At 59.3% G+C, this 25,803-nt stretch carries 24 protein-coding genes and 1 pseudogene; 13 read left to right on the forward strand and 12 right to left on the reverse strand.

Features of this window, described 5'->3' with window-relative positions:
• Positions 1-6 precede the first annotated feature (6 nt).
• Positions 7-975: a LysR family transcriptional regulator gene (locus tag QOL84_RS14395; protein ID WP_283437620.1), complete on the forward strand. Its 969-nt coding sequence runs from the start codon at positions 7-9 to the stop codon at positions 973-975.
• A 407-nt stretch (positions 976-1,382) separates the two neighbouring features.
• Positions 1,383-1,757 (forward strand): DUF6124 family protein, encoded by a 375-nt coding sequence (locus tag QOL84_RS14400; protein WP_283437621.1) that lies wholly within the window; start codon positions 1,383-1,385, stop codon positions 1,755-1,757.
• A 456-nt stretch (positions 1,758-2,213) separates the two neighbouring features.
• On the opposite strand, the gene QOL84_RS14405 is transcribed toward QOL84_RS14400, so the two are convergent.
• Complete coding sequence (locus QOL84_RS14405; RefSeq protein WP_283437622.1) at positions 2,214-2,675, reverse strand: hypothetical protein; 462 nt, start codon at positions 2,673-2,675, stop codon at positions 2,214-2,216.
• A gap of 344 nt (positions 2,676-3,019) precedes the next feature.
• Here QOL84_RS14405 and QOL84_RS14410 point away from each other — a divergent pair, with 344 nt between their 5' ends.
• The gene (locus tag QOL84_RS14410; RefSeq protein ID WP_283437623.1) at positions 3,020-3,994 is read left to right on the forward strand and encodes a 2-hydroxyacid dehydrogenase; all 975 of its coding nucleotides are present in this window, start codon (positions 3,020-3,022) and stop codon (positions 3,992-3,994) included.
• 158 nt (positions 3,995-4,152) lie between these two features.
• Positions 4,153-4,662 (forward strand): DUF2165 family protein, encoded by a 510-nt coding sequence (locus tag QOL84_RS14415; protein WP_283437624.1) that lies wholly within the window; start codon positions 4,153-4,155, stop codon positions 4,660-4,662.
• A gap of 27 nt (positions 4,663-4,689) precedes the next feature.
• Here the strand turns inward: QOL84_RS14415 and QOL84_RS14420 are convergent, their stop codons facing one another.
• Positions 4,690-5,592: a DMT family transporter gene (locus QOL84_RS14420; RefSeq protein ID WP_283437625.1), complete on the reverse strand. Its 903-nt coding sequence runs from the start codon at positions 5,590-5,592 to the stop codon at positions 4,690-4,692.
• A 282-nt stretch (positions 5,593-5,874) separates the two neighbouring features.
• On the opposite strand from QOL84_RS14420, the gene QOL84_RS14425 reads away from it, so the two are divergent.
• The gene (locus QOL84_RS14425) at positions 5,875-6,750 is read left to right on the forward strand and encodes an AraC family transcriptional regulator (protein WP_283437626.1); all 876 of its coding nucleotides are present in this window, start codon (positions 5,875-5,877) and stop codon (positions 6,748-6,750) included.
• An 84-nt stretch (positions 6,751-6,834) separates the two neighbouring features.
• Here the strand turns inward: QOL84_RS14425 and QOL84_RS14430 are convergent, their stop codons facing one another.
• The 6 genes from QOL84_RS14430 to QOL84_RS14455 form a co-directional block, all read right to left on the reverse strand.
• A complete protein-coding gene (locus QOL84_RS14430; protein WP_283437627.1) occupies positions 6,835-9,264 on the reverse strand; it encodes a TonB-dependent siderophore receptor in 2,430 nt (809 codons plus the stop codon).
• Positions 9,265-9,462: 198 nt separating this feature from the next.
• A complete protein-coding gene (locus tag QOL84_RS14435; RefSeq protein WP_283437628.1) occupies positions 9,463-10,452 on the reverse strand; it encodes a FecR family protein in 990 nt (329 codons plus the stop codon).
• Positions 10,449-11,015 carry an RNA polymerase sigma factor gene (locus QOL84_RS14440; RefSeq protein ID WP_129389356.1) on the reverse strand — a complete coding sequence of 189 codons (567 nt, stop codon included), beginning with the start codon at positions 11,013-11,015 and terminating at the stop codon, positions 10,449-10,451. The genes QOL84_RS14435 and QOL84_RS14440 overlap by 4 nt, the downstream gene beginning before the upstream one ends.
• A 1-nt stretch (position 11,016) precedes the next feature.
• The gene (locus tag QOL84_RS14445) at positions 11,017-11,343 is read right to left on the reverse strand and encodes a DUF3325 domain-containing protein (protein WP_283437629.1); all 327 of its coding nucleotides are present in this window, start codon (positions 11,341-11,343) and stop codon (positions 11,017-11,019) included.
• Positions 11,343-12,932 (reverse strand): PepSY-associated TM helix domain-containing protein, encoded by a 1,590-nt coding sequence (locus QOL84_RS14450; protein WP_283437630.1) that lies wholly within the window; start codon positions 12,930-12,932, stop codon positions 11,343-11,345. Before QOL84_RS14450 ends, QOL84_RS14445 begins: the two co-directional genes overlap by 1 nt.
• The gene (locus QOL84_RS14455; RefSeq protein ID WP_129389346.1) at positions 12,929-13,234 is read right to left on the reverse strand and encodes a DUF3649 domain-containing protein; all 306 of its coding nucleotides are present in this window, start codon (positions 13,232-13,234) and stop codon (positions 12,929-12,931) included. The genes QOL84_RS14450 and QOL84_RS14455 overlap by 4 nt, the downstream gene beginning before the upstream one ends.
• Positions 13,235-13,424: 190 nt before the next feature.
• Between QOL84_RS14455 and QOL84_RS14460 the strand changes: the two genes are divergently transcribed.
• The 4 genes from QOL84_RS14460 (at position 13,425) to QOL84_RS14475 (ending at position 18,073) form a co-directional block, all read left to right on the forward strand.
• Entirely contained in the window at positions 13,425-13,913 is a 489-nt protein-coding gene (locus QOL84_RS14460) for a sigma-70 family RNA polymerase sigma factor (protein WP_283437631.1), read from the forward strand.
• Complete coding sequence (locus tag QOL84_RS14465) at positions 13,910-14,842, forward strand: DUF4880 domain-containing protein (protein WP_283437632.1); 933 nt, start codon at positions 13,910-13,912, stop codon at positions 14,840-14,842. Before QOL84_RS14460 ends, QOL84_RS14465 begins: the two co-directional genes overlap by 4 nt.
• A 175-nt stretch (positions 14,843-15,017) precedes the next feature.
• Complete coding sequence (gene fecA / locus QOL84_RS14470; protein ID WP_283437633.1) at positions 15,018-17,351, forward strand: TonB-dependent Fe(3+) dicitrate receptor FecA; 2,334 nt, start codon at positions 15,018-15,020, stop codon at positions 17,349-17,351.
• Positions 17,352-17,704: 353 nt separating this feature from the next.
• Positions 17,705-18,073, forward strand: coding sequence for an endonuclease domain-containing protein (locus tag QOL84_RS14475; RefSeq protein WP_283437634.1), 369 nt, complete (start codon positions 17,705-17,707; stop codon positions 18,071-18,073).
• A 392-nt stretch (positions 18,074-18,465) separates the two neighbouring features.
• Here QOL84_RS14475 and QOL84_RS14480 read toward each other — a convergent pair whose 3' ends face one another.
• Positions 18,466-18,873, reverse strand: coding sequence for an HPF/RaiA family ribosome-associated protein (locus QOL84_RS14480; RefSeq protein ID WP_129389333.1), 408 nt, complete (start codon positions 18,871-18,873; stop codon positions 18,466-18,468).
• A 201-nt stretch (positions 18,874-19,074) separates the two neighbouring features.
• Positions 19,075-20,022, reverse strand: coding sequence for a LysR substrate-binding domain-containing protein (locus QOL84_RS14485; RefSeq protein ID WP_129389330.1), 948 nt, complete (start codon positions 20,020-20,022; stop codon positions 19,075-19,077).
• A gap of 135 nt (positions 20,023-20,157) precedes the next feature.
• Between QOL84_RS14485 and QOL84_RS14490 the strand changes: the two genes are divergently transcribed.
• The 3 genes from QOL84_RS14490 to QOL84_RS14500 all read left to right on the forward strand — a co-directional run bounded on the left by QOL84_RS14490 (position 20,158) and on the right by QOL84_RS14500 (position 23,541).
• Positions 20,158-21,534, forward strand: a complete 1,377-nt coding sequence (locus QOL84_RS14490; RefSeq protein WP_283437635.1) for an L-serine ammonia-lyase — start codon at positions 20,158-20,160, stop codon at positions 21,532-21,534.
• An 86-nt stretch (positions 21,535-21,620) separates the two neighbouring features.
• Positions 21,621-22,922, forward strand: coding sequence for an HAAAP family serine/threonine permease (locus tag QOL84_RS14495; protein ID WP_283437636.1), 1,302 nt, complete (start codon positions 21,621-21,623; stop codon positions 22,920-22,922).
• 304 nt (positions 22,923-23,226) lie between these two features.
• Positions 23,227-23,541, forward strand: coding sequence for a DUF3509 domain-containing protein (locus tag QOL84_RS14500; RefSeq protein ID WP_283437637.1), 315 nt, complete (start codon positions 23,227-23,229; stop codon positions 23,539-23,541).
• Here QOL84_RS14500 and QOL84_RS14505 read toward each other — a convergent pair.
• Positions 23,538-24,038 (reverse strand): phosphate-starvation-inducible protein PsiE, encoded by a 501-nt coding sequence (locus tag QOL84_RS14505; RefSeq protein WP_283437638.1) that lies wholly within the window; start codon positions 24,036-24,038, stop codon positions 23,538-23,540. The genes QOL84_RS14500 and QOL84_RS14505 overlap by 4 nt on opposite strands.
• Positions 24,039-24,376: 338 nt before the next feature.
• Here QOL84_RS14505 and QOL84_RS14510 point away from each other — a divergent pair.
• Positions 24,377-24,631: pseudogene (locus QOL84_RS14510) on the forward strand (YebG family protein); the annotation flags it as partial.
• A 143-nt stretch (positions 24,632-24,774) separates the two neighbouring features.
• On the opposite strand, the gene QOL84_RS14515 reads toward QOL84_RS14510, so the two are convergent.
• Positions 24,775-25,794: a Glu/Leu/Phe/Val dehydrogenase family protein gene (locus tag QOL84_RS14515; RefSeq protein ID WP_283437639.1), complete on the reverse strand. Its 1,020-nt coding sequence runs from the start codon at positions 25,792-25,794 to the stop codon at positions 24,775-24,777.
• Between the last annotated feature and the right edge of the window lie 9 nt (positions 25,795-25,803).

Here is a 25,803-nt window from a genome sequence, read left to right on the forward strand (position 1 = left end):
CACCCCATGGACACTTTGCAAAACATGCGCGCCTTCAGTTGCGTCGCCGAAGCCGGCAGCTTCACCGCCGCCGCCGTGCAACTCGACACCACCACGGCCAACGTCTCGCGCGCGGTCTCCAACCTGGAAGCCCATCTGCAAACCCGCCTGCTCAACCGCACCACCCGGCGCATCGCCCTGACCGAGGCGGGCAAACGCTACCTGCTGCGCTGCGAACAGATCCTCGCCTACGTCGAAGAGGCCGAAGCCGAAGCCAGCGACGCCCACGCGCGCCCGGCCGGGCAATTGAAAGTGCACACCATGACCGGCATCGGCCAGCACTTCGTCATCGATGCCATTGCCCGCTACCGCAAGACCCACCCCGACGTGACCTTCGACCTGACCATGGCCAACCGCGTGCCGGACCTGCTCGACGAAGGCTATGACGTGTCCATCGTGCTCGCCAGCGAACTGCCGGACTCAGGCTTCGTTTCGCAACGCCTGGGCATCACCTACAGCATCGTCTGCGCCTCACCGGCCTACGTGAAAGCCAATGGCGCCGCGCAAAAGCCCAGCGACCTGCTGAACCACGCCTGCCTGCGTCTGGTCAGTCCGGTGATCCCGCTGGAGAAATGGGCCTTCGACGGCCCGGAAGGCCAGGAAATGGTCACCATCAACAGCTCACCGTTTTTGGTGAACTCCGCTGACGCGATGAAAACCGCGATCATTAGCGGCATGGGGCTGGGCGTGCTGCCGGTGTATGCGGCGATAGAAGGATTGCGTAACGGCACACTGGTGCGGGTCATGCCGAACTACCGCTCGCAAGAGCTGAACCTGTACGCGATCTACCCGTCGCGGCAATATCTGGATGCGAAGATCAAGACGTGGGTCGAATACCTGCGCGGCTCGCTGCCGGAAATCCTCGCCGCCCATCAGGCCGAACTGGCCGCCTACGAACTGAGCGGCAGCCTCGCCGGCGCCCGAGTCGCCAACTGATTAAACACACCACGCCCGTGTAGGAGCCGCCGCAGGCTGCGATCTTTTGATCTCGCTGTTTAAAAATCAAAAGATCGCAGCCTGCGGCAGCTCCTACAGATTGAGGATTTCGCGGATTTTTCCGACAGGGTTTGACGGTTGTCCGTCGGAAGTGAGGTGGCTCGGATTTGGGTGTCGCTGACGAATCAGCGACCGGGTCTGGAAAACCCGATTTCAACTACCAAAGCTCATGGCATACTGCGGCGCTTTTTAGCTCGCAATGTTATGGCGGCTGTGCGCGGGAGGCCCTTGGGCCTGCCGGTTTTGGTGAGTTGACCGGTTTTTCCAGTCCGCGCGCAGCTGCCACCCTTTCGCCTGGAAAACGAAAAGTGGCCGCTTCAACTCAACTTGCCACGAGTATGTTTCCTATGTTCAAACCAACGCCTAACCCACCCGAAACCGACGACACCACCCCCTACGAATTCCCCGGTTCAAAGAAATTCCACGAAGCCGCCGAACGCGCCCTCGACCACTACCTCAAACCCAACGCACTCACCCTGCGCTTCCACAAACCCAGCACCATGTTCCAGATCGCCCCGGATCAGGACAACGAAAGCCTGCTGGTGCACGCCTGCGAATCACTGGCACAAGCCAGCCTCATGACCAGCGACATCGCCACCTACATCGATCTTCCGCAGCGGAGGACGATTCTGGCGATCCAGCAGATCATCATGCTCGCTGAACTGGCGGTGAATCGAGTGCTGGATAACCACGAAATCCCGCAGTCCCCGCCACACAACTAAAAGCCCCTCACCCTAACCCTCTCCCAAAGGGAAAGGGGACTGATCGAGGTGTTTGGGAGAGTCACGCCGACGTGAAATACCCGGTCGAATTCCGATATTGAAAAGCCCGTAAATCGGCTCCCTCTCCCAGGGGAGAGGGCTGGGCGGGCGGCGTTCCGATGAGGGGTAAATTCACCGCGAAACAAAAGCCGAGCGCGTGTCTTCCCATCCAGCGGGCAGGATGTAAGTTCGGCTGCGGCCATCGGGGCAGACTTTAAACAGAACGTTATATTCGCGCAGATCAGCCACAGCCTGTGACCGAGGGACTTTCTGTGGAAGTGACACTGCCCGCCACGCATCGCTAATCCGTAGGAGCAGCCTGAGCACAGCGCGGGACGTCCACATCTATCGATAAACGTGGACGTCCCGATGGACGGCGATCACTCAAAAAATTGATTGAATAAAAATAGAGCCGCGTTATTTCTTAACATGCTCAAGACCTGAAACATCTCTGAATGCACCAATCGCTTTTAACTTTGGCTCTGTTGGATTATTTTGAACTTCCAAATCAAACTCAACTGCCAATGTACCTTTAGCATAGTCGAAACTCACAGTTACAGTTCCACTGCCATAAACAGCCGGATACGGCGTGAGTTTTTCCCAATCATCGGTCTTTTCGATCAAATTATAAAAAATAGACAGCCCTGAACCAGTCTCATAATCATGCTTACCATTAGTGATATCAGTCTTAAAACTGAACATCAGAGACCCTGATCGCGTGGCATCAAATTTCTGATGTGCAATAACGTAAACTTCCTCACCATTCGTTACGAAGGTTTCAACCACGCCGTTGAATGGTGCAAGACTATCAATGAGAACATTGGCCGTACCGCTCACATCTTTTTGTTGTTTTGAAGACAGAAAAAATTCATTTTTCATGAGAAGTCCTTTTATCAAAGTTGATTGTCGCGGAAAATGCGAAACAAAAGACTGCCATTATTATTATTTACCCGCACCTGTCAGAACTGACAGTCTTAGAAACATATTCGCAACAAAATCCTTTATCGACGATCTTTTTTGTTATAACTGAAGTCATCAAAAGTTCAGCGCACGTTTAGAACAGCAGCACTAGGAGAGACTCGGGATGAACACGGAGCCGCCCCCCGAAAAACTGTTGATTGGCCCAAAAGCCCGAGAGGCTGTTCGGCGTACAAGCCGCCAAGACAACCCCAAGCCAGAAATGTTAGCGTGCTTGGTATCAAGCCGAACAAGAGCCAAAACCAATGAAAAAAACTGTCCTGGCCTTCAGCCGCATCACCCCCCCAATGATCGAACGCCTGCAACAAGAATTCGACGTCATCGTCCCCAACCCAAAAGCCGGCGACATCAACGCCCAATTCAACGAAGCCCTGCCCCATGCCCACGGCCTCATCGGCGTCGGCCGAAAACTCGGCCAGGCCCAACTCGAAACCGCGACCAAACTCGAAGTAGTCTCCAGCGTCTCCGTCGGCTACGACAACTACGACCTCGACTACTTCAACCAACGCGGGATCATGCTCACCAACACCCCCGACGTTCTCACCGAAAGCACTGCCGACCTCGCCTTCGCGCTGATCATGAGCAGCGCCCGCCGCGTCGCCGAACTCGACGCCTGGACCAAAGCCGGCCAATGGCAAGCCAGCGTCGGCGCCCCGCTGTTCGGCTGTGACGTGCACGGCAAAACCCTCGGCATCGTCGGCATGGGCAACATCGGCGCCGCCATCGCCCGCCGTGGCCACCTCGGCTTCAACATGCCGATCCTCTACAGCGGCAACAGCCGCAAAAGCGAACTCGAACAGCAACTTGGCGCGCAATTTCGCAGCCTTGACCAGTTGCTGGCCGAAGCCGACTTCGTCTGCCTGGTGGTGCCACTCAGCGACAAGACCCGCCACCTGATCAGCCACCGCGAACTGGCCCTGATGAAACCAAGCGCCATCCTCGTCAACATCTCCCGTGGCCCGGTTGTCGACGAACCCGCACTGATCGAAGCCCTGCAAAACAAGCGCATTCGCGGCGCTGGTCTGGACGTTTACGAAAAGGAACCGCTGGCCGAATCGCCGCTGTTCCAGCTGAAAAACGCTGTGACCCTGCCGCACATTGGCTCAGCGACCAACGAAACCCGCGAAGCCATGGCCAATCGCGCCCTTGCCAATCTGCGTAGCGCCCTGCTCGGTGAACGCCCGAAGGATCTGGTCAATCCGCAAGTCTGGCGCGGATAACAATACGGGCAAGTACTCCAGGGTACTTGCCCGTTTCATTATAAAAACATAACGCTACACATACCTTGTAATTGAACCCCAGCCAAAACCGGAAATAACCATTATAAACTCTCCCGACCTATCGAATTCACGGTATGAAGTTATGGAGAGCATTAATCTTGAACAACCTTAGCACCGACGAAATAGTACGATATAGCAAAGTCATCCTGATGGCGTTCATCAGCTTATTTGGCATTCTGGTAATGTTCAGCAACTTCACCGACTACGCTTCAAATTATGAGTATGTCGGCCATGTCCTGAGCATGGACACCAGCCTGAAAAACCCCAACATACGCTATCGGGCAATCACTTCGCCCATGCTGCACCACCGGATCTACTGGCTGATCATCACGCTGGAAGCGCTCTATACCAGCTTCTGCCTGGTGGGCACTTATCAACTTTACCGAAAGATCAAACAATCGGCAGCGGACTTTCATGAAGCCAAGAAGTACGCAATTATCGGATTACTGATCGCAATATTCATCTACTACTTTTGCCTGCAAGTCATTGGTGTCGAATGGTTCGACATGGACAACTCGGAAGCATGGAACGCCAAGGACTGGGCAAGGCATATTGTCGACTTTATCTTCCCGCTGATGATTTACATCGCTCTGAAGATCGAGCAGTGACAAATCAGCGCTCGATCTTCACGGCGATCAGACTAACTTCCCCTGCCCTGAAAGTTGCACTGGCCGAGGTTTGCGAAAGACCAATACGTTACCCAGCATCACCAGTACCAGACCGGCCAGTGCCGGCGCTGTCCACTGATAACCTTCGGCAAACGCAGAAACGTTCAGTGCCACCACCGGGAACAACACCGTGCAATACGCCGCGCGTTCCGGACCCATGCGCCCGACCAGCGTCAGGTAAGCGGTGAAGCCGATGACTGAACCCGGTACCACCAGATACAACAACGCCCCGACATAACGCGGTGACCAGTCCATGTCGAACGGAATACCTTTGACCAGGCACCACACCGACAACATCGCCGCGCCGTAAGCCATGCCCCAGGCATTGGTGGTCAGCGGCTTGAGGCCGGCCTTCTGTTGCAAGCTCGAAAGCATGTTGCCCGCCGAGAAACACAGCGTGCCGCATAGCGCCAGACCGAGGCCGAGCAAGGTTTGCGGGGTAGCCTGATGCCCGGCCAGTTCTGGCCAGAACAACATGCCCAGGCCAAACAGGCCAAGCGCGCCGCCCATCAGCACATTGCGCGCAATACGTTGACCGAAGAACACCCGCGCGTTCAGCGCATTCCACAGCGTCGCGGTAGAAAACACCACCGCCACCAGGCCACTGGGAATCCACTGACTGGCCGTCAGGAAGCACATGAAATTCACGCAGAACAGGCACACCCCCTGCGCGACGCAAATCAGATGACCGCGCCGGTTCATCGGTTGCAGGCGCCGACTGAGCAGCAGCAACACAAACAGCACCAGCGCAGCGAGGCCGAAGCGATAGACGATCGACACCGGAATCGCCACCACGCCCAATTGCCATTTCAGGGCAATCCAGGTGGTGCCCCAGATCAGCACGGTCAGCAGATACAACGAAAGATTCATGACGCCCACTCCTGGAGATAATGCCGAGCACTTGCTGTGGCGAGCGAGCTTGCTCGCGCCGGGTTGCGCAGCGGCCCACTTTTGCCGGGCTGCCACGCCGTTTAGTGAGTGCTGCGCACTCAAGCGCAAGCAAGCTCCCTCGCCACAGGTTTGCGCTGGATAGGGATTGAGCGTGATACACCCGGCGTCGGGGCGCTTGCAGATTCTTGCGCTTTTGTCCGGCGGTGGGCTGGCAGGGCGAAATCTACGGAGTAGGATGCAAGGCGTTGGAGAGAGCCGATCATGTCCGCCATCGATACCCTGCAAGTCTTTCAAGCGCTTAACCGCTCGCCCAATGCACGCCTTGTGCACAGCGCCGAGCTCGGTGACGGCTTGTCTGCGGCCCTGTGGACCAATCACCACGACGCTCAGGAGTACGAAGCGCCGAGCCACCACACGCTCTCCTGCTACATCGCCGGTGGCACTGGCACCTTCCGCCGTGGGCAACCGGGGCACAAGGGCGGGCCGGACAAGTTGTGCATTCTGCCGGCCGATCACCAGTCCGGCTGGGTGATCAACGGCGATATTCGCCTCGCGCACCTGTATTTCAGCGCCGAACAATTTGCCCTTGGTTGCGTCACGCTGCTCGATCGCGAGCCACGGGAAATGCAGCTGCGTGAACAGACCTTTATTGAAGACCCGCAGCAGGCGCAGCGCTTTCGTCAACTGCTGACGCTGAACTGGGATGAGCCCGCCGAACGTTTGCTGACCAGCAGCCTCGCCCATGAATTGATCAGCCACACCCTGCTCAGCCAGGTCGGTGCACGTCAGGGTTTACGCCTGAAGGGCGGACTGGCCGCGCATCAGCGGAGGCAACTGGTGGAGTTCATCGACAGCCAGATGGCTGAACCGATCAGCCTCGGTCAGCTTGCTGGTCTGTGTGCATTGTCGGAATACCACTTTGCGCGGATGTTTCGTGTGAGCTTTGGCTTGCCGCCGCATCAATACGTGCTGGCGCGACGCTTGGATCGGGCGCGTGAGTTGTTGCGGGGCACGGTGCTGCCGTTGGGGGAGATTGCCTTGGCTTGCGGGTTTGCCAGTGCGAGCCACTTTACCAATCGGTTCAAGCAGGTGCTGGGCGGGACTCCTGGCGAATATCGGCAGGCGTTTTTGCGTTAGAAGATCAAAAGATCGCAGCCTTCGGCAGCTCCTGCACGGGAATAATGTAGGAGCTGCCGCAGGCTGCGATCTTTTGCTGTTGCCTCAGAATTCCAGGGTGCTGGACAGCGAGATCTGCCGCGAATCGCCCATCGACACAAAGAACCGGCTCGCCGCCGAGGTGTAGTAGGTGCGATCAAACAGGTTCTTCACGTTGAGCTGGAACTTGACCTTCTGCCCTTCGACTTTGGTGTCGTAAGTGGCAAACGCATCGGCGACGGTGTAGCTCGGCAAGTCAAAATCATTCACCGCGTTACCGGCGCGCTCGCCGACGTAACGAGCGCCAGCGCCGACACGCAACTGATCGCCACCGATTACGCTGCCGAAGTCATACACCGCCGACAATGAGCCGGAATTCTTCGCCACGTTCTGCAAACGCTTGCCTTTGTAGTCCGGGTCCTCGGTGACTTCGGCATCGGTGTAGGCGTAGCTGCCGATCATGCTCCAGTGCTCGCTCAGTTGACCGGTCAGGTCCATTTCCAGACCGCGCGAACGCACTTCGCCGGCGGCACTGTAAATCGTCGTCGGGCCTTCGGCGTTGGCCACCAGCACGTTGCGTTTCTTGATGTCGAACAGCGCGATGTTACCGGTGAGTTGCCCCGGCATATCGAGGCGCGCGCCCAGCTCCCATGACTTGGCTTCTTCCGGCGCAATGCTGCCGTCGAGCACGCTGCTGCTGCCGCTCAACGGCGCGATGGTCGAGTTGGGTTTGAACGATTCGGTGTAGCTGCCGTAGAACGACAGAGCGTCGGTGTAGCGATACACCAGACCGGCGCGCGGCACCCACTTCTGGCCGTTGCTGTCGGTGTTGGCCTTGAACGGCACGCCTTTGCCGGCGTACTGGTCGTATTCCTGAAAGCGTCCGCCGGCGACTAGAATCCACTGGTCGGTGAGGTGAATCGAGTCCTGCATGAACAGCGAATCGCTGCGCAGTTCATCGGTTTGCGCGCTGTCGGCGGCACTGACCGTGGTGCCTTCGACTTCACGGCCATACACCGGGTTGACGTAGCTGAAGGTGCTCAGGCTTTTCTGGCGGATCAGGTCGGCGCGGTAGATCTTGCGGTACTCGTCGTCGACGCCGAACACCAGGTCATGTTGCATGCCCAGTATGTTGACTTTGCCCTCAAGGCTGGCGGTGGTGAAACGGTCGGTGCTGATCGCGCCTTGGGTGCCGTCCATGCTGCGAGTCAGCGTGCCCTTTTTGGTGTCGATGGCGGTGACGCGCACCTGGCTGGCGTCGTAAGTCTCGCGGTTCCAGCTGTAGCCGAAGCGGGCTTTCCAGTCGTCGTTGAGTTCATGATCGGCTTCGAAATGATAGAGATCGGAACGCCCTTCCATGTTGTTGAACGGCTCGTCGAGACGCTCGTTGCGCGAGATGTCCAGCGGATGGTTGGTGCGCGGATCGATCAGCGTGCCACGGTCGAACGGCGTCAGAAATTCACGGTGTTCGTAGGCGAACAGCAGCTTGGTGCTTTCGCCGTACCAGGCGAGCGACGGCGCGATCAGGGTTTCGCGATGGGAGCCAAAGTTGCGCCAGTAATCTTCATCTTCGTGATCGAGTACCATGCGATAAGCCAGCCCGGAATCGCCCAGTGCGCCGGTGCTGTCGAAGGTGCCGCCGCTGCCATTCTTGCCGTCGCCGTAGGTCGAGCCGCGCAAGGTCAGCGCGTTGTACTGCGCCAGCTCAGGTTTCTTGCTGACCATGTTGACCACGCCGCCCGGATCCTGAATGCCGTACAGCAACGACGCCGGACCTTTGAGCACTTCGACGCGATCCACCGTGGCGTTCATGCCGCGGCCCTGCACGATCGGCATGCCGTCGCGCATGATCGAGCCGTTACGGTTGTCGCCGAAACCGCGGGTCATCACCGAATCCTGGGTACTGCCCAAGGTGTTGCCCTGGGTGATACCGCTGACATTGGCCAGCGCGTCGTCAAGATTACGCGGCGCCTGATCGCGGATGACTTGCGCCGGGATGACGTTGACGGTCTGCGGGACTTCCTGCAACGAGGCCGAGGAGCGCATCACCGAGCTGGTTTCCGGCGGCTGATAACTCATCGACTCGTCGCGCGTCGAGGTGATGGTGGTGGCGCCGAGGTTCAGCGCGCCTTCGGTCGGTTGCGGCTCCAGCGCCAGGGTGTGGCTGTCGGTGCGGCGCAAGCTCAGGCCCGAACCGCTGAGCAAGCGTTGCAGCGCTTGTTCGGCGCTCATCTGACCGTTGACTGCCGGAGCGATGAGGCCGTAAGGCGCCTCATCGGTGTAGACCACGCTTTGCCCGGTGACGCGGCTGAAGTCACTGAGGGCTTGTGGCAGTGGTTTGGCCGCCAGTGCGAAGTTGAACTGTTTTTGCGCCGGGCTGCTGACCGCTTCGGTCGCGAGCGCAACGCTCATCGGCAACAACGCCAATGCCGAAAAACTCAACGCCGATACGCTCAACCACTGTTTGACCGAACCCGATTTTGCCCTGGACTTCATTGCTCAATGACCTGTGTAGAACCGCAACGGATGCGAATGACTCGCAGTTTCAGTCACTACACGGATGGGGTTCGGGTTTACCTCATCACTATTTGAAAATATTTTTTCGAGATCAAAAGATCGCAGCCTTCGGCAGCTCCTACATGGGTATGCGTTCCCTGTAGGAGCTGCCGCAGGCTGCGATCTTTTGACTTTGCCTCAGCGCAAAATAATCAGATGCCCCAGCACCTGATGCTGCTCAAACCCCAACACCCCTTGCAGAGAACTCAACACCGCCTGCGGATCCTTGCTCGGGAAACTGCCACTGACCTTGCGCGCCGCCAGCTCATCGCTGAGCAGCACGATCCGCCCCGGGTAATACCGCCGCAGATCTTCGACCACCTCGGCCAGCGTCGACTTGTAGTAAGTCAGCCAGCCCTGCCGCCAGGCCAGTTGCGCCTCGCTGTCCACGGCATGGAGTTTTTGCGCTGCGCCCTGACCGTAAGCGACTTGCTGCCCCGCCGTGAGAATCTGCTGTTCGCCTTGGCGATCCGCCGTGACGCCGACGCGCCCGGACAACACCGTGACCTGCGCACCATGCGGCTGCAGACGCACTTCAAATTGCGTGCCGAGCACTCGCGCCTCACCTTGTTCCGCCGCCACCACAAACGGATCACCGGTGTGCGTCACGCTGAAAAAACCAGCGCCACGGCGCAACTGCACATGTCGCTCGCCATGGCTGAAGTCCACGGCAATCGCGCTGTCGGCATCCAGGGTTACCTGCGATTGATCGGCGAGGGTCACCGTGCGGATCTCGCCCGGCGCCGAAACATAATCGGCGCCGAGATCGTCGATCCAGCGCTGTGGCTGCCAGCCCGTACCGAGGCTGACCATCAGCAACAGACACGCCGCCATCGCCAGCGCACCTGACCAGCGCAAAACCTGCGGGCGTCGTGGGCGATCCATTGCATCGAGATAATCCTGCAGCGCCACAGCCTCTTCATCGGCCAGGGTACGCGCCGGGCCTTCGCTCAGTTCCCAGAGCACCTGGGCCTGCGCGTAAGCCTCGGCATGCGCCGGATCCGCGCGCAGCCATTGGCTGAATGTCAGTTGATCGCCAGCACTCGGCCGATCGTGCAGCAGGCTCAGCCAGGCCAATGCGGCCTGTTCCTGAACAGGCGTCGGACGGATGCAATCGGTGTGCTTCACGGTGCTTTCCCTGGCGGACGTGGCGCGGGGTCGCGCAGGCTGGCCTTGCAGGCCTCGAGGGCGCGCATCATATGTTTTTCCACAGCGCTTTGGGACAGGCCCATGGCTTTGGCGATTTCTGCGTACTTGCGGCCGTGGATGCGATTGAGCAAAAAGATCTGCCGGGTGCGCTCAGGCAACGCACGCAACGCGGCTTCGACATGGCGCAGATCATTGCCGGCTTCGAGCGCGGCTTGCGGTTCACTGCCGTGGCTGTCCGGCTCGTCCGGCTGCCAACCTTCGTTGACCCGCACACGCGTGCCTTCGCTGCGCAAATGATCGATGGCGATGTTGCCGGCGCAACGCAAAAGGTAGGTGCTGAGTTCTTCGACCTGCACCAGCGGCCGTCGCCAGAAGCGCAGAAACAGGTCCTGCACCAGATCCGCCGCAGTCGCCCGGCAACCGACGCGCCGATTCACCAGCGCTTCCATCTGCGAACGCTGCGACAGAAACACCTGCAGAAAATGCGCACGTGCGCCACGCGGCTCGTCGTCGCGCGATTCCGGCGGCAGACCGATCAGCACCTCAGCACTGCGCCCATGCGGCGACCGGGCAAGCCAGCAGACTGACACCCGCCAACGCCAAGGCCAGACGCGGCCGATAGGGCAGCAACAACACCAGCGCCAGCGCACTGAACATCAGCACGGCAAACCAATCGACCAGGCCGAAACTCCAGCCGTTGGCCGCAACCGCTGCCGACAACGACAAGCCCAGCAACAGCCATCCACCCAGCTTCAGCCCTTGGCGGCGACGCGCCGAGGGCTTGCTGCCGAGCAATTCATCGTGATGGCGCGGCATCGACAGACACAGTGCGGTAAACCCGGCGTAGCACAGCAACAGCGCCAGCAGCATCAGTGGCTTCCTTGCTCAAGCGTGATCGGCGGCGCCGCTTCACGGCGTGGTTTTTTCGCGCCGACGGTGCTGGCGGCGCGACGCATTTTCCAGGCAGCCCAGGCGAGGAACAGGCCCGCGCCCAGACACGTCAGGTCGAAACCGGCCAAGGCCCAGTCACCCTGCGCCACACTAGTTACGAGGTTCCACGGCGTTGTCAGCGCATTGATCAACGGCACCGCGCTAAACAACAGCGCCCCCAGCGCAAGCTGTTCGATCCACGCCGCGCGCCCTTTGCGCAACGAGGCGTGCACCACGCTCAGGCCCCAAGCGATAAAGAACCCGTTCACTTCCCAATCCGCTCGCCCGCTCAGGCTCAATGGCAGCAGCCGATTGGCGAGGAAAAACACCGCCACTGCCGAAACCAGACCGGCCATGCCGGCAATGTTCAGCACCTCGACCAGGCGCAATTCGAACGGCATCACGCCGCTCTTGGCGTGTTTGAGTTGACGCTTGCCGAGCCAGATCACCAGCCCGGTGCCGATCATCGCCGTACCGGCCAGACCGCAGAGGAAATACAGCCAGCGCAAAACCGGACCGGCGAAGTGGCCAATGTGCAAACCGTAAAAACCACCGGCAATGGTCATCGGCACGGGTTTGTCCGGGGTCGCGCCGAGCTGCTCGCCGGTGATGGCGTTGAAGGTCACATCGCTGCCGTATTCGTAGGCAATCTTGTCGGAAGTGGCACGCGACATTTGCACAGAGGCATTGGCGTCGCCGGGATTGTTCACCGTCACGCGTTTGATATGCCCGCCCGCCCAATGCTCGCTCGCCCGAGTCAAAAACGCTGTCAGCGGGGGTAATGTCAGCGCTTGTCCGGCGCGTTCGGGAATTGCCGTTTCTGGAAAAACCTCATCGTAAAACGCATCGATGTTGCTGCCGTACGACGCCACGATGCTCGCCGGCATGACCATCGACATGAAAATCACCAGGCTGCTGTAGGTGATCATCAAGTGAAACGGCAACACCAGCACCCCCACGGCATTGTGCCCGTCGAGCCACGAGCGCTGGCCTTTGCGCGGGCGGAAGGTGAAGAAGTCCTTGAAGATTTTCTTGTGGGTGATGATCCCGGTGATCAGCGCGACAAACATCAGCATCGCCGCACTGGTCGCCAGCCAGCGCCCCCACGGATAGGGCATTTGCAGCTGGAAGTGGAAACGATAGAAGAACTCGCCGCCCATGGTGTCGCGGCCCTGCACTTCGGCGCCGGTTTGGGCGTCGAGCGTTGTCGATTCGAAGCGCCCGCGCTCACCGGGTTTGCCCGGTTCCTGCTGCCAGCGCACCGTCAGCGCAGGGTCGCGGGCATCGGGCAAGTCGATCAGCCAGCGCGAGGCGCCGGCCGCATGTTGTTGCAGATAATCCTGCGCCAGCGTCAGGCTCGCCTCAGCATTGATTGGCCGCGCGGGGATCTCCGGCTGCATCCAGTGGCTGGTTTCATCTTTGAAATACGCCAGCGTCCCGGTCAGGAAAATCGCGAACAGCAGCCAGCCGAAGACCAGGCCGGTCCAGGTGTGCAGCCAGGCCATCGCCTGGCGAAAACCCTCTTTCATGCAAAACCCAACCCGCGTGCAGCGCCGGAAACGGTCGCCAGAATCACGCTCGGCACCAGCAAGCCGACCCACGCCGACCACGCCGTGCGGCAGGCGAAGCACCACAGCACCGCCACCAGATAGACCAGAAAGGAAATGGTCATGCCGGTCACCACGGCTTCGGCGCGGCTCAGTGGCAGCCACATCGTCAGGGTGACGCTGGCCAGCGCCGCGACCAGATAGCCGCCAAACACTGCCGCCAGCACCCGCGAGGTGACGGCCAGACGATAGGACATGGGAAGTGTCGCGAGTTTGCCTTTCATGTTTCGACCCTGAAACGGAATCGTCCGGCCGACAGGCCGAACCAACAGACCAGCAATATTAATGATAAATATTCTCATACGCAAAAGCATCTGATTGCCGGCGAGGATCATCGCCGCCTACAATGCGAACAGTTCTTGTTCTCTAACGCATGCTCTTTACTCGCTAAAGAAAGCGCCCGGAGTAATACCGTTGCCGTCCGCCCATCCCGTCGAAGCGCTTTATCAAGCCCACCACAGCTGGCTCACCGGCTGGCTGCGGCGCAAACTCGGCTGCCCGCACAGCGCGGCGGATCTGGCGCAGGACACCTTCATCAACGTGCTGACGGCCCGCGAAGCGCCGTTGATCATCGAGCCGCGGGCGTTCCTCACGACGTTGGCCAAGCGCGTGCTGTTCAACCATTACCGCCGCCAGGACCTCGAACGCGCTTACCTCGATACCCTGGCGCAGATGCCGGAAATGGTCGCGCCGTCCGAAGAAGACAAAGCGATCATCCTGCAAACCCTGATGGAGCTGGATCAATTGCTCGACGGCTTGCCGCGTCAGGTCAAACGCGCGTTTCTGCTGGCACAGGTCGATGGCCTGACGTATCCCCAGATCGCCGCCGAACTCGGCATCTCCGTGGCCACGGTCAAACGTCACCTGAACAAAGCGGCAATGCGCTGCTATTTCGCGCTATGAACCACGCGCCGGATTTCTCCGCACAAGTCGCCGAGCAGGCGGTGCACTGGCTGATGGAAATGCAGCAAGGCGCGCTCAACCCACGTCAGCAACATGCCTGGCAACAATGGCTGGATGCGCACAGCGAACATCGTCGGGCGTGGGAGCATATTCAGCGGGTCAACCAGCGTTTGCGCGGTGTGTCTTCGCCGCTGGCGCATGCGGCGCTGAACGGGCCGAAGTCCGCCAGCCGCCGCCAGGCACTCAAGCTGCTGCTGATTCTCGGGGCCGGCAGCGCGGCGACCTGGGGCATGCGCGAGCACAATCCACTGCCATCGTTGCTCGCCGATTACCGCAGCCCGATCGGTCAGCGGCGCAGAGTGGCTTTGGGCGCGGGCAATCAGTTGCAACTGAACACCGCCAGTGCGGCGGATGTACGTGTCGATCAGGGTTTGATCCGTTTGCTCGAAGGCGAAATTCTTCTGACTGCCTCGCAAGCATTCGAAGTACGTACCGCGCAAGGCCTGCTGAAAACCCAAGGCGCCCGTCTCAATGTGCGTCAGTTTGCTGATCGCACGCAGGTTGCGCTGTTTGAAGGCCGGGTCGAACTGAGCATTGCCGGTCGCACGCCGATGCTGCTGCCGGTCGCTCGTCAATTGAGCTTCAGCACCACCTCGGTCAGCGCAGCCAGTCCTCTGGACGCCAACAGCGGCGCCTGGGCCGACGGCATGCTGGTGGCGGCGCATATGCGTCTGGGCGACTTCCTTGATGAGCTTGGCCGCTATCGTCGCGGGCAGCTCAAGTGCGACAGCAAAGTTGCCGACCTGTTGATCTCCGGGACGTATCCGCTGGACGACAGCGAGCGGATTCTCGATCTGCTGGAAATCAGTTTGCCGGTCAAGGTGAAGCGGCTTACCCGTTATTGGGTGACCGTTGAGGCGCGGGTTTAAGGAGCAAGATCAAAGGATCGCAGCCTTCGGCAGCTCCTACAGGAGATATGCATTCCAAATGTAGGAGCTGCCGCAGGCTGCGATCTTTTGATCCTGAAAAATAAATGAGCCGTTTTTCAGATCTGGCGTGACAGAGAAGGAAAGCTCCCTTGATTCAACCTTCTCAGGATCCGACATGCACCCCACCCGCCTCACGCCGCTGGCCCGCAGCCTGCGCAATCTTGTCCTCGGCGCCAGCCTGAGCTTCAGCGCCCTGCCCGTCGCACTGGCCGCCGACGCCAAGGCTTACCACATCGCGCCAGCATCGCTGGAAAATGCCCTCAACCAGTTTGGCCGGGAAGCGGGCGTGCTGATTTCTTTTGGCTCGCAAGTCACCAGCGGTGTGCAAAGCCGTGGCCTGGAAGGCAGCTACACGCCCGAGCAGGGCTTGAATGCATTGCTCGAAGGCACCGGCCTGCAAGCACGCGCCGAGGGCAATAACGCCTTCAGCCTGCAATCGGCGGGCGATGCCGCGCTGGAGCTGGACACCTCGAAAGTCGTCGGTGACTGGCTCGGCGACGCGGCGCAGATCAATGTCTTCGAACATCCCGGTGCCCGTGACGTGATCCGCCGCGAAGAATTCGAACGCCAGGGCGCGACCCAGGCCCGCGATGTGCTCAACCGCATCCCCGGGGTCAACGCGCCGGAAAACAACGGCACCGGTAGCCACGACATGGCGCTGAACTTCGGCATTCGTGGTTTGAACCCACGCCTGGCTGCACGCTCGACGGTGTTGATGGATGGCATCCCGGTGCCGTTCGCACCGTATGGTCAGCCGCAGTTGTCATTCGCGCCGATCAGCATGGGCAACATGGACGCCGTCGACGTCGTACGCGGTGGCGGCGCGGTGCGCTACGGCCCGCAGAACGTCGGCGGCGTGGTCAACTTCGTGACTCGGGCGATTCCTGACGAACCAACGGTCAAGGGCGGCTTCCAGACCGAAACCAGCCCATCGTCGAGCCATGACGGCTTCAAGACCAGCGCCAACCTGTTGGCCGGCGGCACCAATGCCAACGGTCTCGGCGGCGCCCTGCTTTACTCCGGCACGCGTGGCGGTGACTGGCGTGAACACAGCGACACCGAGATCGACGACCTGATCCTCAAGGGCAAATATCAGCTCGACGAAGCCAACAGCTTCAACGCCATGGCCCAGTATTACGAGGGCAAGGCCGACATGCCCGGTGGCCTCAACGTCGCCGATTACGATGCCGATCCGTATCAGTCAACGCGCCCGAAAGATCAGTTCTGGGGCCGCCGGACGATGTTCAACTTCGGCTATCGCTATCAGGAAGATCGCCGCGAATTCACCGCCAACACCTTTTTCAACAAGACCCTGCGCAGCGGATATCTCGATCAGGGCACCTTCCTTTCGCTGTCGCCGCGTGAGTATTGGGTGCGCGGTCTGGAAACCCGTTTCGCCCAAGGCTTCGACCTCGGCCCGACCAGCCATGAAGTCGGCGTCGGCTACCGCTACATCAACGAGGCCGGCCACGAACTGCGTTATCGCACGCCGATCAGCAGCAACGAATACCCGACCACCAACAGCCGCAACGACCGCGACACCCGGGGCGGCACCGAGGCCAATGCGTTCTTCGTCGACGACCGCATCGACATCGGCAAATGGACGATCACCCCGGGCGTGCGCTACGAGATGATCGACTCGCAGCAGACCAACAACCTCACCGACGTCAAATACAAAGGTGACTACAACACCGCGCTGCCGGCGTTGAACGTTCTCTATCACCTGACTGACAGCTGGAATTTGTACGCCAACACCGAAGGCTCGTTCGGCAGCGTGCAGTACAGCCAGATGCCCAACCGTGTGAGCAGCGGCGAAGTGAAACCGGAGAAGGCGCGCACCTGGGAACTCGGCACGCGCTATGACAACGGCGCGTTGCGCGCGGAGATCGGCGCGTTCCTGATCAACTTCGACAACCAGTACGAAAGCAATCAGACCAACGATTCGGTGATCGCCCGTGGCGAAACCCGCCATCAGGGCATCGAGACCAGCGTCAACTATGCGCTGGATGACTTGAGCCCGGCGCTGGCCGGTTTTGATGTCTACGCCACCTACGCGTACGTCGATGCGAGCATTCGCGAAGACGGCCCGAACAAAGGCAACCGCGTACCGTTCTCGTCGAAGCACAAAGGCACGGTTGGCGTGGGTTACACCGAAGGGCCATGGAAACTCAATCTGGACAGCAGTTTCCAGAGCGACCAGTTCGCCGACAACGCCAACACCGCGAAAGAAAGCGCCGACGGCAGCACCGGCAAGATCCCCGGTTACATGCTGTTCAGCAGCCGCGCCGGTTATGACTTCGGCCCGCAATTGTCGGATCTCAACGTCGCGGTCGGGGTGAAAAACATCTTCAACACGCAGTACTTCACACGCTCGTTTGATGACAACAACAAAGGCAAGTATGTCGGTGAACCGCGCACGGTTTATGTGCAGACATCGGTAGCGTTCTGAGGATTAAAAAGCCCCTCACCCTAACCCTCTCCCGGAGGGAGAGGGGACTGATTGGGGGATGCTCATGATCTCCGTCGACCTGAACGTGCAGTGCGGAATCCATAATCGTTTGAACCTGAAGCTGCTTTGCCGAATACATAATCGACTCGACCTGTAGCTGCTTTGCCGAATACATAATCGACTCGACCTGTAGCTGCTTTGCCGAATACATAATCGACTCGGTTTTTCAGGTCGATGTACTCCGCAAGACACCTCGGTCGGCCCCCTCTCCCTACGGGAGAGGGCTGGGGTGAGGGTCAGCAGGTCATGGTCTACAGTAAAACTTCAAATCAACTTCACAAGGATCGTGAAGCATGCAAAATCGCCCCACCCTCGCCCAATTCGCCCGCCAGTTACGCGTTCAGCAAACCGACTGTGAATACCTGCTCTGGCAAAAGCTTCGCGCCCGCCAGATCGCCAATCTGAAATTTCGTCGGCAGTTTCCCTCCCCGCCCTACGTGCTGGATTTCTACTGTGCTGAGCTGAAACTGGCGATTGAGCTGGACGGTGGTCAGCACTATGAAGCGTCGGGATTGATATACGACCAGCGCCGAACAAATCACCTGTATCAGCAAGGCATTCAGGTCGTACGTTTCAGCAACCTGGAAATACTTCAGCAGATGGATGACGTACTGGAGCAGATCATACAAATTGCGGCAGCTCGAAGACTGCCCTCACCCTAACCCTCTCCCACAGGGAGAGGGAACTGATTGCGGGATGTTTGAGAAATACATCGACCTGAAAGTGCCTTACCGAATCCATAATCGACTCGATCTTCCCGGTCAATGTACCCCGCAATACGACTCGGCCGACCCCTCTCTCACAGGGAAAGGGGGCTGATTGGGGGATACTTGCGAGCTACGCCGACCTGATTCTGCCTTACCGAATCCATAATCGACTCGGTCTTTCAGGTCGATGTACCTCGCAATACGATTCGGTCGGCCCCCTCTCACGCAGGGAGAGGGCTGGGGTGAGGGGCAGCCCATTCATGCCCTGCGCAATAACCGCCACACAAACAAAAACGGGCCTGCAAAAGCAGGCCCGTTCTCATTGGGTGAATTAAATAATCAGCGCATCAACTGTTGATCGCTGCCTGCTCATTCTCATCAAATTCTTCAGCGAGCAGCTTGTCGTTGGCTTTGCCCGTGAATGGCACCACAGCGGCGCGTGGTTTACCTCGCAGTTTGCCGAACAGGTGCTCCAGCGCGTGCTCGAGTTTTTCGGCGGCGCCATCGATTGCCTGTTCCAGCGAATCGGCTTTATGGGTGACGGAAATCGGTTGATGGCCTTTTGGCCGCGCTTCCAGTTGGCAGCGCATGTCATGGGGACCTGGTTTCTCGCCGTTCTCGTCGCTCAGGTGGACTTCGACACGGGTCAGGTCTTCTTCATAACGGTCGAGCGTGCTCTCAATGGTTGTACGTACCCACTCCTCCAGTCGTTTACTGCCTTGAACATGGTTATCGCTGTTGACTTGGATTTGCATAGTTCCATCCCTTATTTCAGCTAGCTCGTGAGAGGCCTTGAGTTGAATTTCCTGACCTCCTGGTTACAACAATCGGCCCGACCGGCGAACATTTCAACCCCTGGAAAAAGATAAATATTCATTCGCAAAAAAAGTCGGACAACCGAGCAAAGCGCTGGTAAGGTCGGGAGTTGGGTCGCCTCGCAACCCGGCAAAATCTGCTCACAATTGCCCGTCATTCAACGGGTGCAAACCGCGAAAAATCCCCGCCTCTTCGACCAGCCAGTCATGCACCGCACGCACGCCCGGATGGCTCAACGCCCCTGGCGCGTACAGCAACACGTAACGTTTATGGTTGGGCACCGACAGGCCGAACGGCACGATCAGGGTGCCGCGCTCCAGTTCATCGTTGAGCAACGTACGCCGGGCGATCGCCACGCCCATCCCGGCAATCGCCGCTTCGATGGTCAGGTGATTGCGGTTGAAGGTGTGCCCGCGCCGTACGTCGGCGCCTTCAAAGCCGATCGCATGCAAATAAAACTCCCACTCGGCATATTCGTAACTGCCACGCCAGGCGGTGATGTCGTGCAGCAACGGAAAATGCACCAGGTCCGCCGGGCCATGCAGCGGTGGCCGCCCGCGCAACAGACTCGGCGCGCACACCGGGAATATCTGCTCGTCGAGCAAGGCTGTGGATAACAATCCCGGGTAACTGCCGTCGTTCAGATCGATCGCCAGATCAAAGTCGCCCTCGTGCAACGGCACGCTGCTGTCCTCGGCAACCAGGCGCAACTGAATGTCCGGATAACGCTGTTGCAGACGTGGCAAGCGCGGCGTCAGCCATTTGCTGAGGAACGATGGAATCGAGCGCACGCGCAAAATTCCGCTGATCATTCCCGCATCGAGGCGACGCAACTCAGCGTCGATGCTGCCGTAGGCCTCGTTCACCGTGATCGCCAGCCGCTGGCCTTCTGCGCTCAGTTCAACGCCACGGGCACGCCGATGAAACAGGCGAAAACCGAGGCGCTCTTCCAGTTGGCGGATCTGCTGGCTGACCGCTCCGGGAGTGATGTGCAGCTCTTCTGCACAACGGGTGAATGACAGGTGCCGCGCGGCACAGGAAAACACCTGCAGCCAGACGTAAGTCTGGGCATGCAATTGACGACTCATCGTTTAGTCCTGCTAAAGGCTTACTTAGGAAGTTTCGTTAGTCACGTAGGACCGAGGTAGGCAGTATCGCCGACATTGCGCTTGTCCTACAAAAAATGGCAGCGATTCCTACTCCATTGCTTGTAAGGGTTTAGCATGGCTATCAGTGTTTTCGATCTATTCAAAGTCGGCATCGGTCCGTCCAGTTCCCACACCGTCGGGCCGATGCGTGCCGCCGCGACCTTCGCTCAGGCGCTGATCGATCAGCATTTGCTGAACGATGTGCGTCGTGTCGAAATCCGTTTGTACGGCTCGTTGTCAGCCACCGGTGTCGGTCACGCCACCGACCGCGCAACAGTCATGGGCCTGATGGGCGAATGGCCAGACAGCATCGATCCGTCGACCATCGATCCACGCATCCAGCAACTGCGCGAGACAGGCCAACTGTGCCTCGCCGGGCGAAGAGAAATTGCCTTCGACTGGCAGCGCGATCTCCTGCTGCTCGACGAGAGCCTGCCCTACCACCCCAACGCCATGTCGCTGACCGTCTTCGGCGAAACCGCCGAGCTGTTCGAGCAAACCTACTATTCAGTCGGCGGCGGTTTCATCATCGAAGCGGCAGAAGCCGAATCCGGTGTCGCACCAGCCGGTGACGTGGTGTTGCCGTACGATTTTTCCAGCGCCGCGCAACTGCTGGCGCTGTGCAAACAGCACAACCTGCGCGTGTCCGAGCTGATGATGGCCAACGAGCGCGCGTGGCGTTCCGACGCGGAAATCCGTCAGGGCCTGCTGCATATCTGGTCGGTGATGCGCGAATGCGTCGAACAGGGTTTGCGCCATGAAGGCATCCTGCCGGGCGGTCTGAATGTGCCGCGTCGAGCGGCGAAGTTGCACCGCAGCCTGTTGGAAATCGGCAAGCCGAATGTCATCAGTTCAACGCTGTCGGCGATGGAATGGGTCAACCTGTTCGCCCTCGCCGTCAACGAAGAGAACGCGGCCGGCGGGCGCATGGTCACCGCGCCGACCAACGGTGCCGCCGGGATCATTCCGGCGGTTCTGCACTACTACATGAAATTCAATCCGGACGCGTCTGACGATGATGTCGTCGCGTTCTTCCTCGGTGCAGCAGCCGTCGGCATCCTCTGTAAGAAAAATGCCTCGATCTCCGGCGCTGAAGTCGGCTGTCAGGGCGAGGTCGGTTCCGCGTGCGCGATGGCCGCTGCCGGCCTGGCCGACGTGCTCGGCGCCACCCCGGAGCAGTTGGAAAACGCCGCTGAAATCGGCCTGGAACACAACCTCGGCCTGACCTGCGACCCGGTCGGCGGTCTGGTCCAGGTGCCGTGCATCGAGCGCAACGCCATCGCTGCGGTAAAAGCGATCAACGCCACGCAAATGGCCTTGCGCGGTGACGGCAACCACTTCATTTCCCTCGACCGGGTGATCCGCACCATGCGCGATACCGGCGCCGACATGCACGACAAATACAAAGAGACTTCACGGGGCGGCCTGGCTGTGAACTGGGTGGAATGCTGAGGCGCATTCCCTGACCGCCCCGGCAGACCGCATTCGACGGTCTGCCAACCGTGAGCCCGAGCAAGAATAATAACGAGGCGATAACGATGACCGATGTACGTACACCTGCTGCCGAAAATCCCGCTGTAGACCTCACACGCAATACAGAAACTGCCCACAAGGGCTGGAGCAAATTCGACACCACCTGGATGCTTGGCTTGTACGGCACGGCGATCGGTGCTGGCACCTTGTTCCTGCCGATCAACGCCGGTGTCGGTGGTTTCTGGCCGTTGCTGATTTTGGCGCTGCTGGCTTTCCCGATGACCTTTTTTGCCCACCGCGGGCTGACCCGTTTCGTCTTGTCCGGGCGCTCCGGTGACATCACCGAGGTGGTTGAAGAACACTTCGGCATCGGTGCCGGCAAGCTGATCACGCTGCTGTATTTCTTTGCGATCTTCCCGATCCTGCTGGTGTACAGCGTCGCGCTGACCAACACCCTGAGCAGTTTCCTCGAACATCAATTGCACATCGCCCCGCCACCCCGGGCGATCCTCTCGCTGGCGCTGATCCTTGGTCTGATGGCCATCGTCCGCTGCGGCCAGAGCGTGATCGTCAAAGCCATGAGCGTGCTGGTCTATCCGTTCGTCGCCGCCTTGCTGTTGCTCGCGGTCAGCCTGATCCCGAACTGGAACGGCGCCTTCTTCGCCAGCGCTCAAGAATCGATGCCGATGTCGGTGTTCTTCAAAACGCTGTGGCTGGCGATCCCGGTGATGGTGTTTTCGTTCAACCATTCGCCGATCATCTCCGCGTTCGCTGTGGATCAGAAACAGCGCTACGGCGACCAAGCCGAACGCAAGAGCAGCGGCATCCTCGCCATGGCGCACGGCATGATGGTGGTGACGGTGATGTTCTTCTGCTTCAGCTGTGTGCTGGCGTTGTCGCCGGCGGATCTCGCGGCAGCGAAGGCGCAGAACATTTCGATCCTGTCGTACCTGGCCAACCACTTCCAGACCCCGGTGATCGCTTACGCTGCGCCACTGATTGCGTTGGTGGCGATCACCAAATCCTTCCTCGGCCACTACATCGGCGCCAGCGAAGGCTTTCAGGGTCTGATCGTGAAAAGCCTGCGCGGCCGTGGCCGCGTCATGTCGGCGAACTGGCTGAACCGGGTGACTGCACTGTTCATGATTCTCGCGTGCTGGGCAGTGGCCACGTTCAACCCGAGCATCCTCGGCATGATCGAAGCGTTTGGCGGGCCGGTGATTGCCTGTCTGTTGTTCCTGATGCCGATGTACGCCATCCGCCGCGTGCCAGCCTTGCGCCAGTATTCGGGCCAGGTTTCCAACGTGTTCGTGGTGCTGATCGGCCTGATTGCACTGTCAGCGATCATCTATTCATTCCTGCCCTGAAAACGCGCTACAAAAAAAGGCGAGCCATGTGGCTCGCCTTTTTTATCCCCATGTTCATTGTTCGACAAATTTCCCGGCACAGCCCTTGCAAACTCCCCCCTGTAGGAGCTGTCGAGTGAAACGAGGCTGCGATCTTTTGATCTTCATGACCGAAATCAAAACATTGAAGAGCAAAAGATCGCAGCCTCCGGCAGCTCCTACATGAAACCAGTACAGGACACGGAATGGCCGATGGTCTGGTATGGCGAACCAACCCGATCATGGCCGGTCAACAACTGCACGTTCAATCAGGCGGTGACGCATCATGGACAATCCCTTTCAGATCATTACCGATGCCTTCGCGCCGGACTATCAGATCAACCTGAGCATTCAGGGCCTGGACGGCAGCATCATGCTGACCCTGTCCAACAGCGGCCATATCGTCGCCAAACGCATGATCAGTGCCGAGCAGCGCAACGATCCGGCGCGCCTCAAGCGTCTGGTGCAAAGCATCCAATTCGGCATCGCCATCGAACAGGGCCACAGCGCCATGGCGATCCTCGAGGCGATGACCAATGGCGACGGGCTGACCCCGCCACCACAAGTCCTCGGCCAATCCCGGCAAGTCGCGGGACTTTAAAGTTCGCCCTTCTCGACTTCAGGATGCTCGCTGGAGCCGGCGCCGAGTTTGCGTTGCGGTTTGTCGATTTTCACCGAAGGAAATTGTGACGAGGCGTAACGCACCACCAGAATCGAGAACGCCAGCAGCAGAATCCCGCCGCACAGGTAGATGATGCCCATGTCCGGCGGGTTGTGGTGCGAGACGTTGGAGATCAGCAGGCGCGTCAGCGCGGTGATCGCCACGTAGATCAGGAAGCGCACCGGCATGTGATTGGTCTTGAAATAAATCCCGACCATCGCCCCCAGTTCCAGATAGATGAACAGCAACAGAATGTCATCAATCTTGATGTGGCCTTCCTCGAGCATGCCGAGAAACTCCATCACCGCGGCCCACGCCGTCACTGCACCGATGGCAAACAGCGCCAGGTAGTGGAAGGTTTCGACGAACAGGTTGCCCAGGGACTCGGCCAGTTGATGCACGTTTTGCCGCAGTTTCTCGGCCCAGTTGATTTTCACGATGATGTTCCTTAGCCCGATTCGAGCGGATGATGCGTGTTGGACGTGACGGTTTTCTGCACGTAACGCTTGTCATGCAGAAAAGAGGCCACGCCATCATGGCGAGCCGCCGCCAAACCCGCGCCGTGGCGTTTGGTCGCAGGTATTCGCTGTGCACCGCCCCCTGTGGGGGCGAGCCTGCTCGCGAATGGCCTCAACACGATCCCCCTGACAAACCCGAAATCCGGTCTACATTCAAAAGCCACTACCCATGGCGCAGGGATTCGCTTATCCTTTTCGCTGTATATGGATACAGTAGTCGTCAAGACAACTTAATGTGAAGGCATGTGAGGTGGTGAATGGCCGTCGAAGTGGTATACCGCAGCAGCCGAGATCTGGAGCGCTTGTTCATGGATAAAGCCGAAGCTGACCGTCATGACAAAATGCTCGAGCTGGCCGAATATCTGGCCGATGTCCTGCAAAAAGCCGTTCCGTCCCTGACTGAACAGCAAGTGGAAGAAGCCGGGATCTACATGGCGAAGAACCGCGATGTGTTTGCCCGCGCGTTCAAGAGCCAGCCTGACGCGCTGTCGGAGCTGCTCAATGCACCGGCAGAGCCTGTCGAGAATGTTGAAGCTGCAGACTCTGCTGAAGCGCCGGCGAAGCCAGCCAAAGCAGCAAAGGCCCCGAAGTAATCAACAAAGGATCGCAGCCCCTGTAGGAGCTGCCGAAGGCTGCGATCTTTTGATCTTCCCCGTCACCGATACAAAACCCGCTCTGCCAACTCGTCCGCCACCCGCGCCGGCGAACGCTTCTCCGCCTGCGCATGCGCAAACACCTCGGTCAACCGCGAACTGATCTTCGACAGATGCGCGGTAATCGTCGTCAATTCCTCGCCACGATGTTTCAACGACACATAAATCAGCCCACCGGCATTGATCACATAATCCGGCGCATAGAGAATCCCGCGCCGCTCCAGCTGATCAGCCACGTCCAGGTGCGTCAGTTGATTGTTCGCTGATCCCGCCACCGCTGAACAGCGCAGTTGCGTAACCGTATGACTGTTCAACACCCCACCCAGACCGCACGGCGCAAGAATGTCGCAAGGCGTACTGAGCAGCGCGTCGTTGGCGATCGGATGTGCGTTGAGTTGTTCCATCGCTAATTGCACTTTGCCGTGGTCGATATCGCTGACCAATAAATCGGCGCCCGCCGCGTGCAGTTGTTCGGCCAGGGCAAAACCGACGTTGCCCAACCCCTGAATCGCCACGCGCAAACCTTCGAGGTTATCGCTGCCCAGCCGCGCCATGGCCGTCGCGCGAATACCGGTGAACACGCCCATCGCCGCATGCGGCGCCGGGTCTCCGGCCGACGTGGTGCTGGTGACATGCTGGGTCTGCTGGGCAATGCAATCCATGTCCACCACGGAAGTGCCGCTGTCGATGGCGGTGATGTAGCGGCCGTCGAGCTGATCGATGCAGCGACCGAACGCTTCAAACAGCGCGCCACGGTTTTCCACATGCGCCGGGCGCACGATCACCGCAACTCCGCCGCCCTGCTCCAGACCCGCCAAAGCGGCTTTGTAGCTCATGCCCTGAGCGAGGCGAATGGCGTCCTCGACAGCGGATTCGTCATTGGGATAGGCAAGATAACGACATCCGCCAAGGGCTGGCCCGAGGCGACTGTTATGGATGGCAATGACCGCCTTCAACCCGGACACCGGGTCAACGCTAAGGTGCAGCGATTCCAGGCGAGTGCTTTGCATGAGAGCAAACATCGTTGGGCT

Origin of the sequence: Pseudomonas helmanticensis (genome assembly GCF_900182985.1) — a bacterium.
In the GTDB taxonomy this organism is placed as follows: domain Bacteria; phylum Pseudomonadota; class Gammaproteobacteria; order Pseudomonadales; family Pseudomonadaceae; genus Aquipseudomonas; species Aquipseudomonas helmanticensis.

What these genes read in the sequence shown, in the direction of transcription:
- QOL84_RS14395 (WP_283437620.1), top strand. Translation starts at nt 7, where the DNA reads ATGGACACTTTGCAAAACATGCGCGCCTTCAGTTGCGTCGCCGAAGCC.
- QOL84_RS14400 (WP_283437621.1), top strand. Translation starts at nt 1,383, where the DNA reads ATGTTCAAACCAACGCCTAACCCACCCGAAACCGACGACACCACCCCC.
- QOL84_RS14405 (WP_283437622.1), bottom strand. Translation starts at nt 2,675, where the DNA reads ATGAAAAATGAATTTTTTCTGTCTTCAAAACAACAAAAAGATGTGAGC.
- QOL84_RS14410 (WP_283437623.1), top strand. Translation starts at nt 3,020, where the DNA reads ATGAAAAAAACTGTCCTGGCCTTCAGCCGCATCACCCCCCCAATGATC.
- QOL84_RS14420 (WP_283437625.1), bottom strand. Translation starts at nt 5,592, where the DNA reads ATGAATCTTTCGTTGTATCTGCTGACCGTGCTGATCTGGGGCACCACC.
- QOL84_RS14425 (WP_283437626.1), top strand. Translation starts at nt 5,875, where the DNA reads ATGTCCGCCATCGATACCCTGCAAGTCTTTCAAGCGCTTAACCGCTCG.
- QOL84_RS14430 (WP_283437627.1), bottom strand. Translation starts at nt 9,264, where the DNA reads ATGAAGTCCAGGGCAAAATCGGGTTCGGTCAAACAGTGGTTGAGCGTA.
- QOL84_RS14445 (WP_283437629.1), bottom strand. Translation starts at nt 11,343, where the DNA reads ATGCTGCTGGCGCTGTTGCTGTGCTACGCCGGGTTTACCGCACTGTGT.
- QOL84_RS14450 (WP_283437630.1), bottom strand. Translation starts at nt 12,932, where the DNA reads ATGAAAGAGGGTTTTCGCCAGGCGATGGCCTGGCTGCACACCTGGACC.
- QOL84_RS14455 (WP_129389346.1), bottom strand. Translation starts at nt 13,234, where the DNA reads ATGAAAGGCAAACTCGCGACACTTCCCATGTCCTATCGTCTGGCCGTC.
- QOL84_RS14465 (WP_283437632.1), top strand. Translation starts at nt 13,910, where the DNA reads ATGAACCACGCGCCGGATTTCTCCGCACAAGTCGCCGAGCAGGCGGTG.
- fecA (WP_283437633.1), top strand. Translation starts at nt 15,018, where the DNA reads ATGCACCCCACCCGCCTCACGCCGCTGGCCCGCAGCCTGCGCAATCTT.
- QOL84_RS14475 (WP_283437634.1), top strand. Translation starts at nt 17,705, where the DNA reads ATGCAAAATCGCCCCACCCTCGCCCAATTCGCCCGCCAGTTACGCGTT.
- QOL84_RS14480 (WP_129389333.1), bottom strand. Translation starts at nt 18,873, where the DNA reads ATGCAAATCCAAGTCAACAGCGATAACCATGTTCAAGGCAGTAAACGA.
- QOL84_RS14485 (WP_129389330.1), bottom strand. Translation starts at nt 20,022, where the DNA reads ATGAGTCGTCAATTGCATGCCCAGACTTACGTCTGGCTGCAGGTGTTT.
- QOL84_RS14490 (WP_283437635.1), top strand. Translation starts at nt 20,158, where the DNA reads ATGGCTATCAGTGTTTTCGATCTATTCAAAGTCGGCATCGGTCCGTCC.
- QOL84_RS14495 (WP_283437636.1), top strand. Translation starts at nt 21,621, where the DNA reads ATGACCGATGTACGTACACCTGCTGCCGAAAATCCCGCTGTAGACCTC.
- QOL84_RS14500 (WP_283437637.1), top strand. Translation starts at nt 23,227, where the DNA reads ATGGACAATCCCTTTCAGATCATTACCGATGCCTTCGCGCCGGACTAT.
- QOL84_RS14515 (WP_283437639.1), bottom strand. Translation starts at nt 25,794, where the DNA reads ATGTTTGCTCTCATGCAAAGCACTCGCCTGGAATCGCTGCACCTTAGC.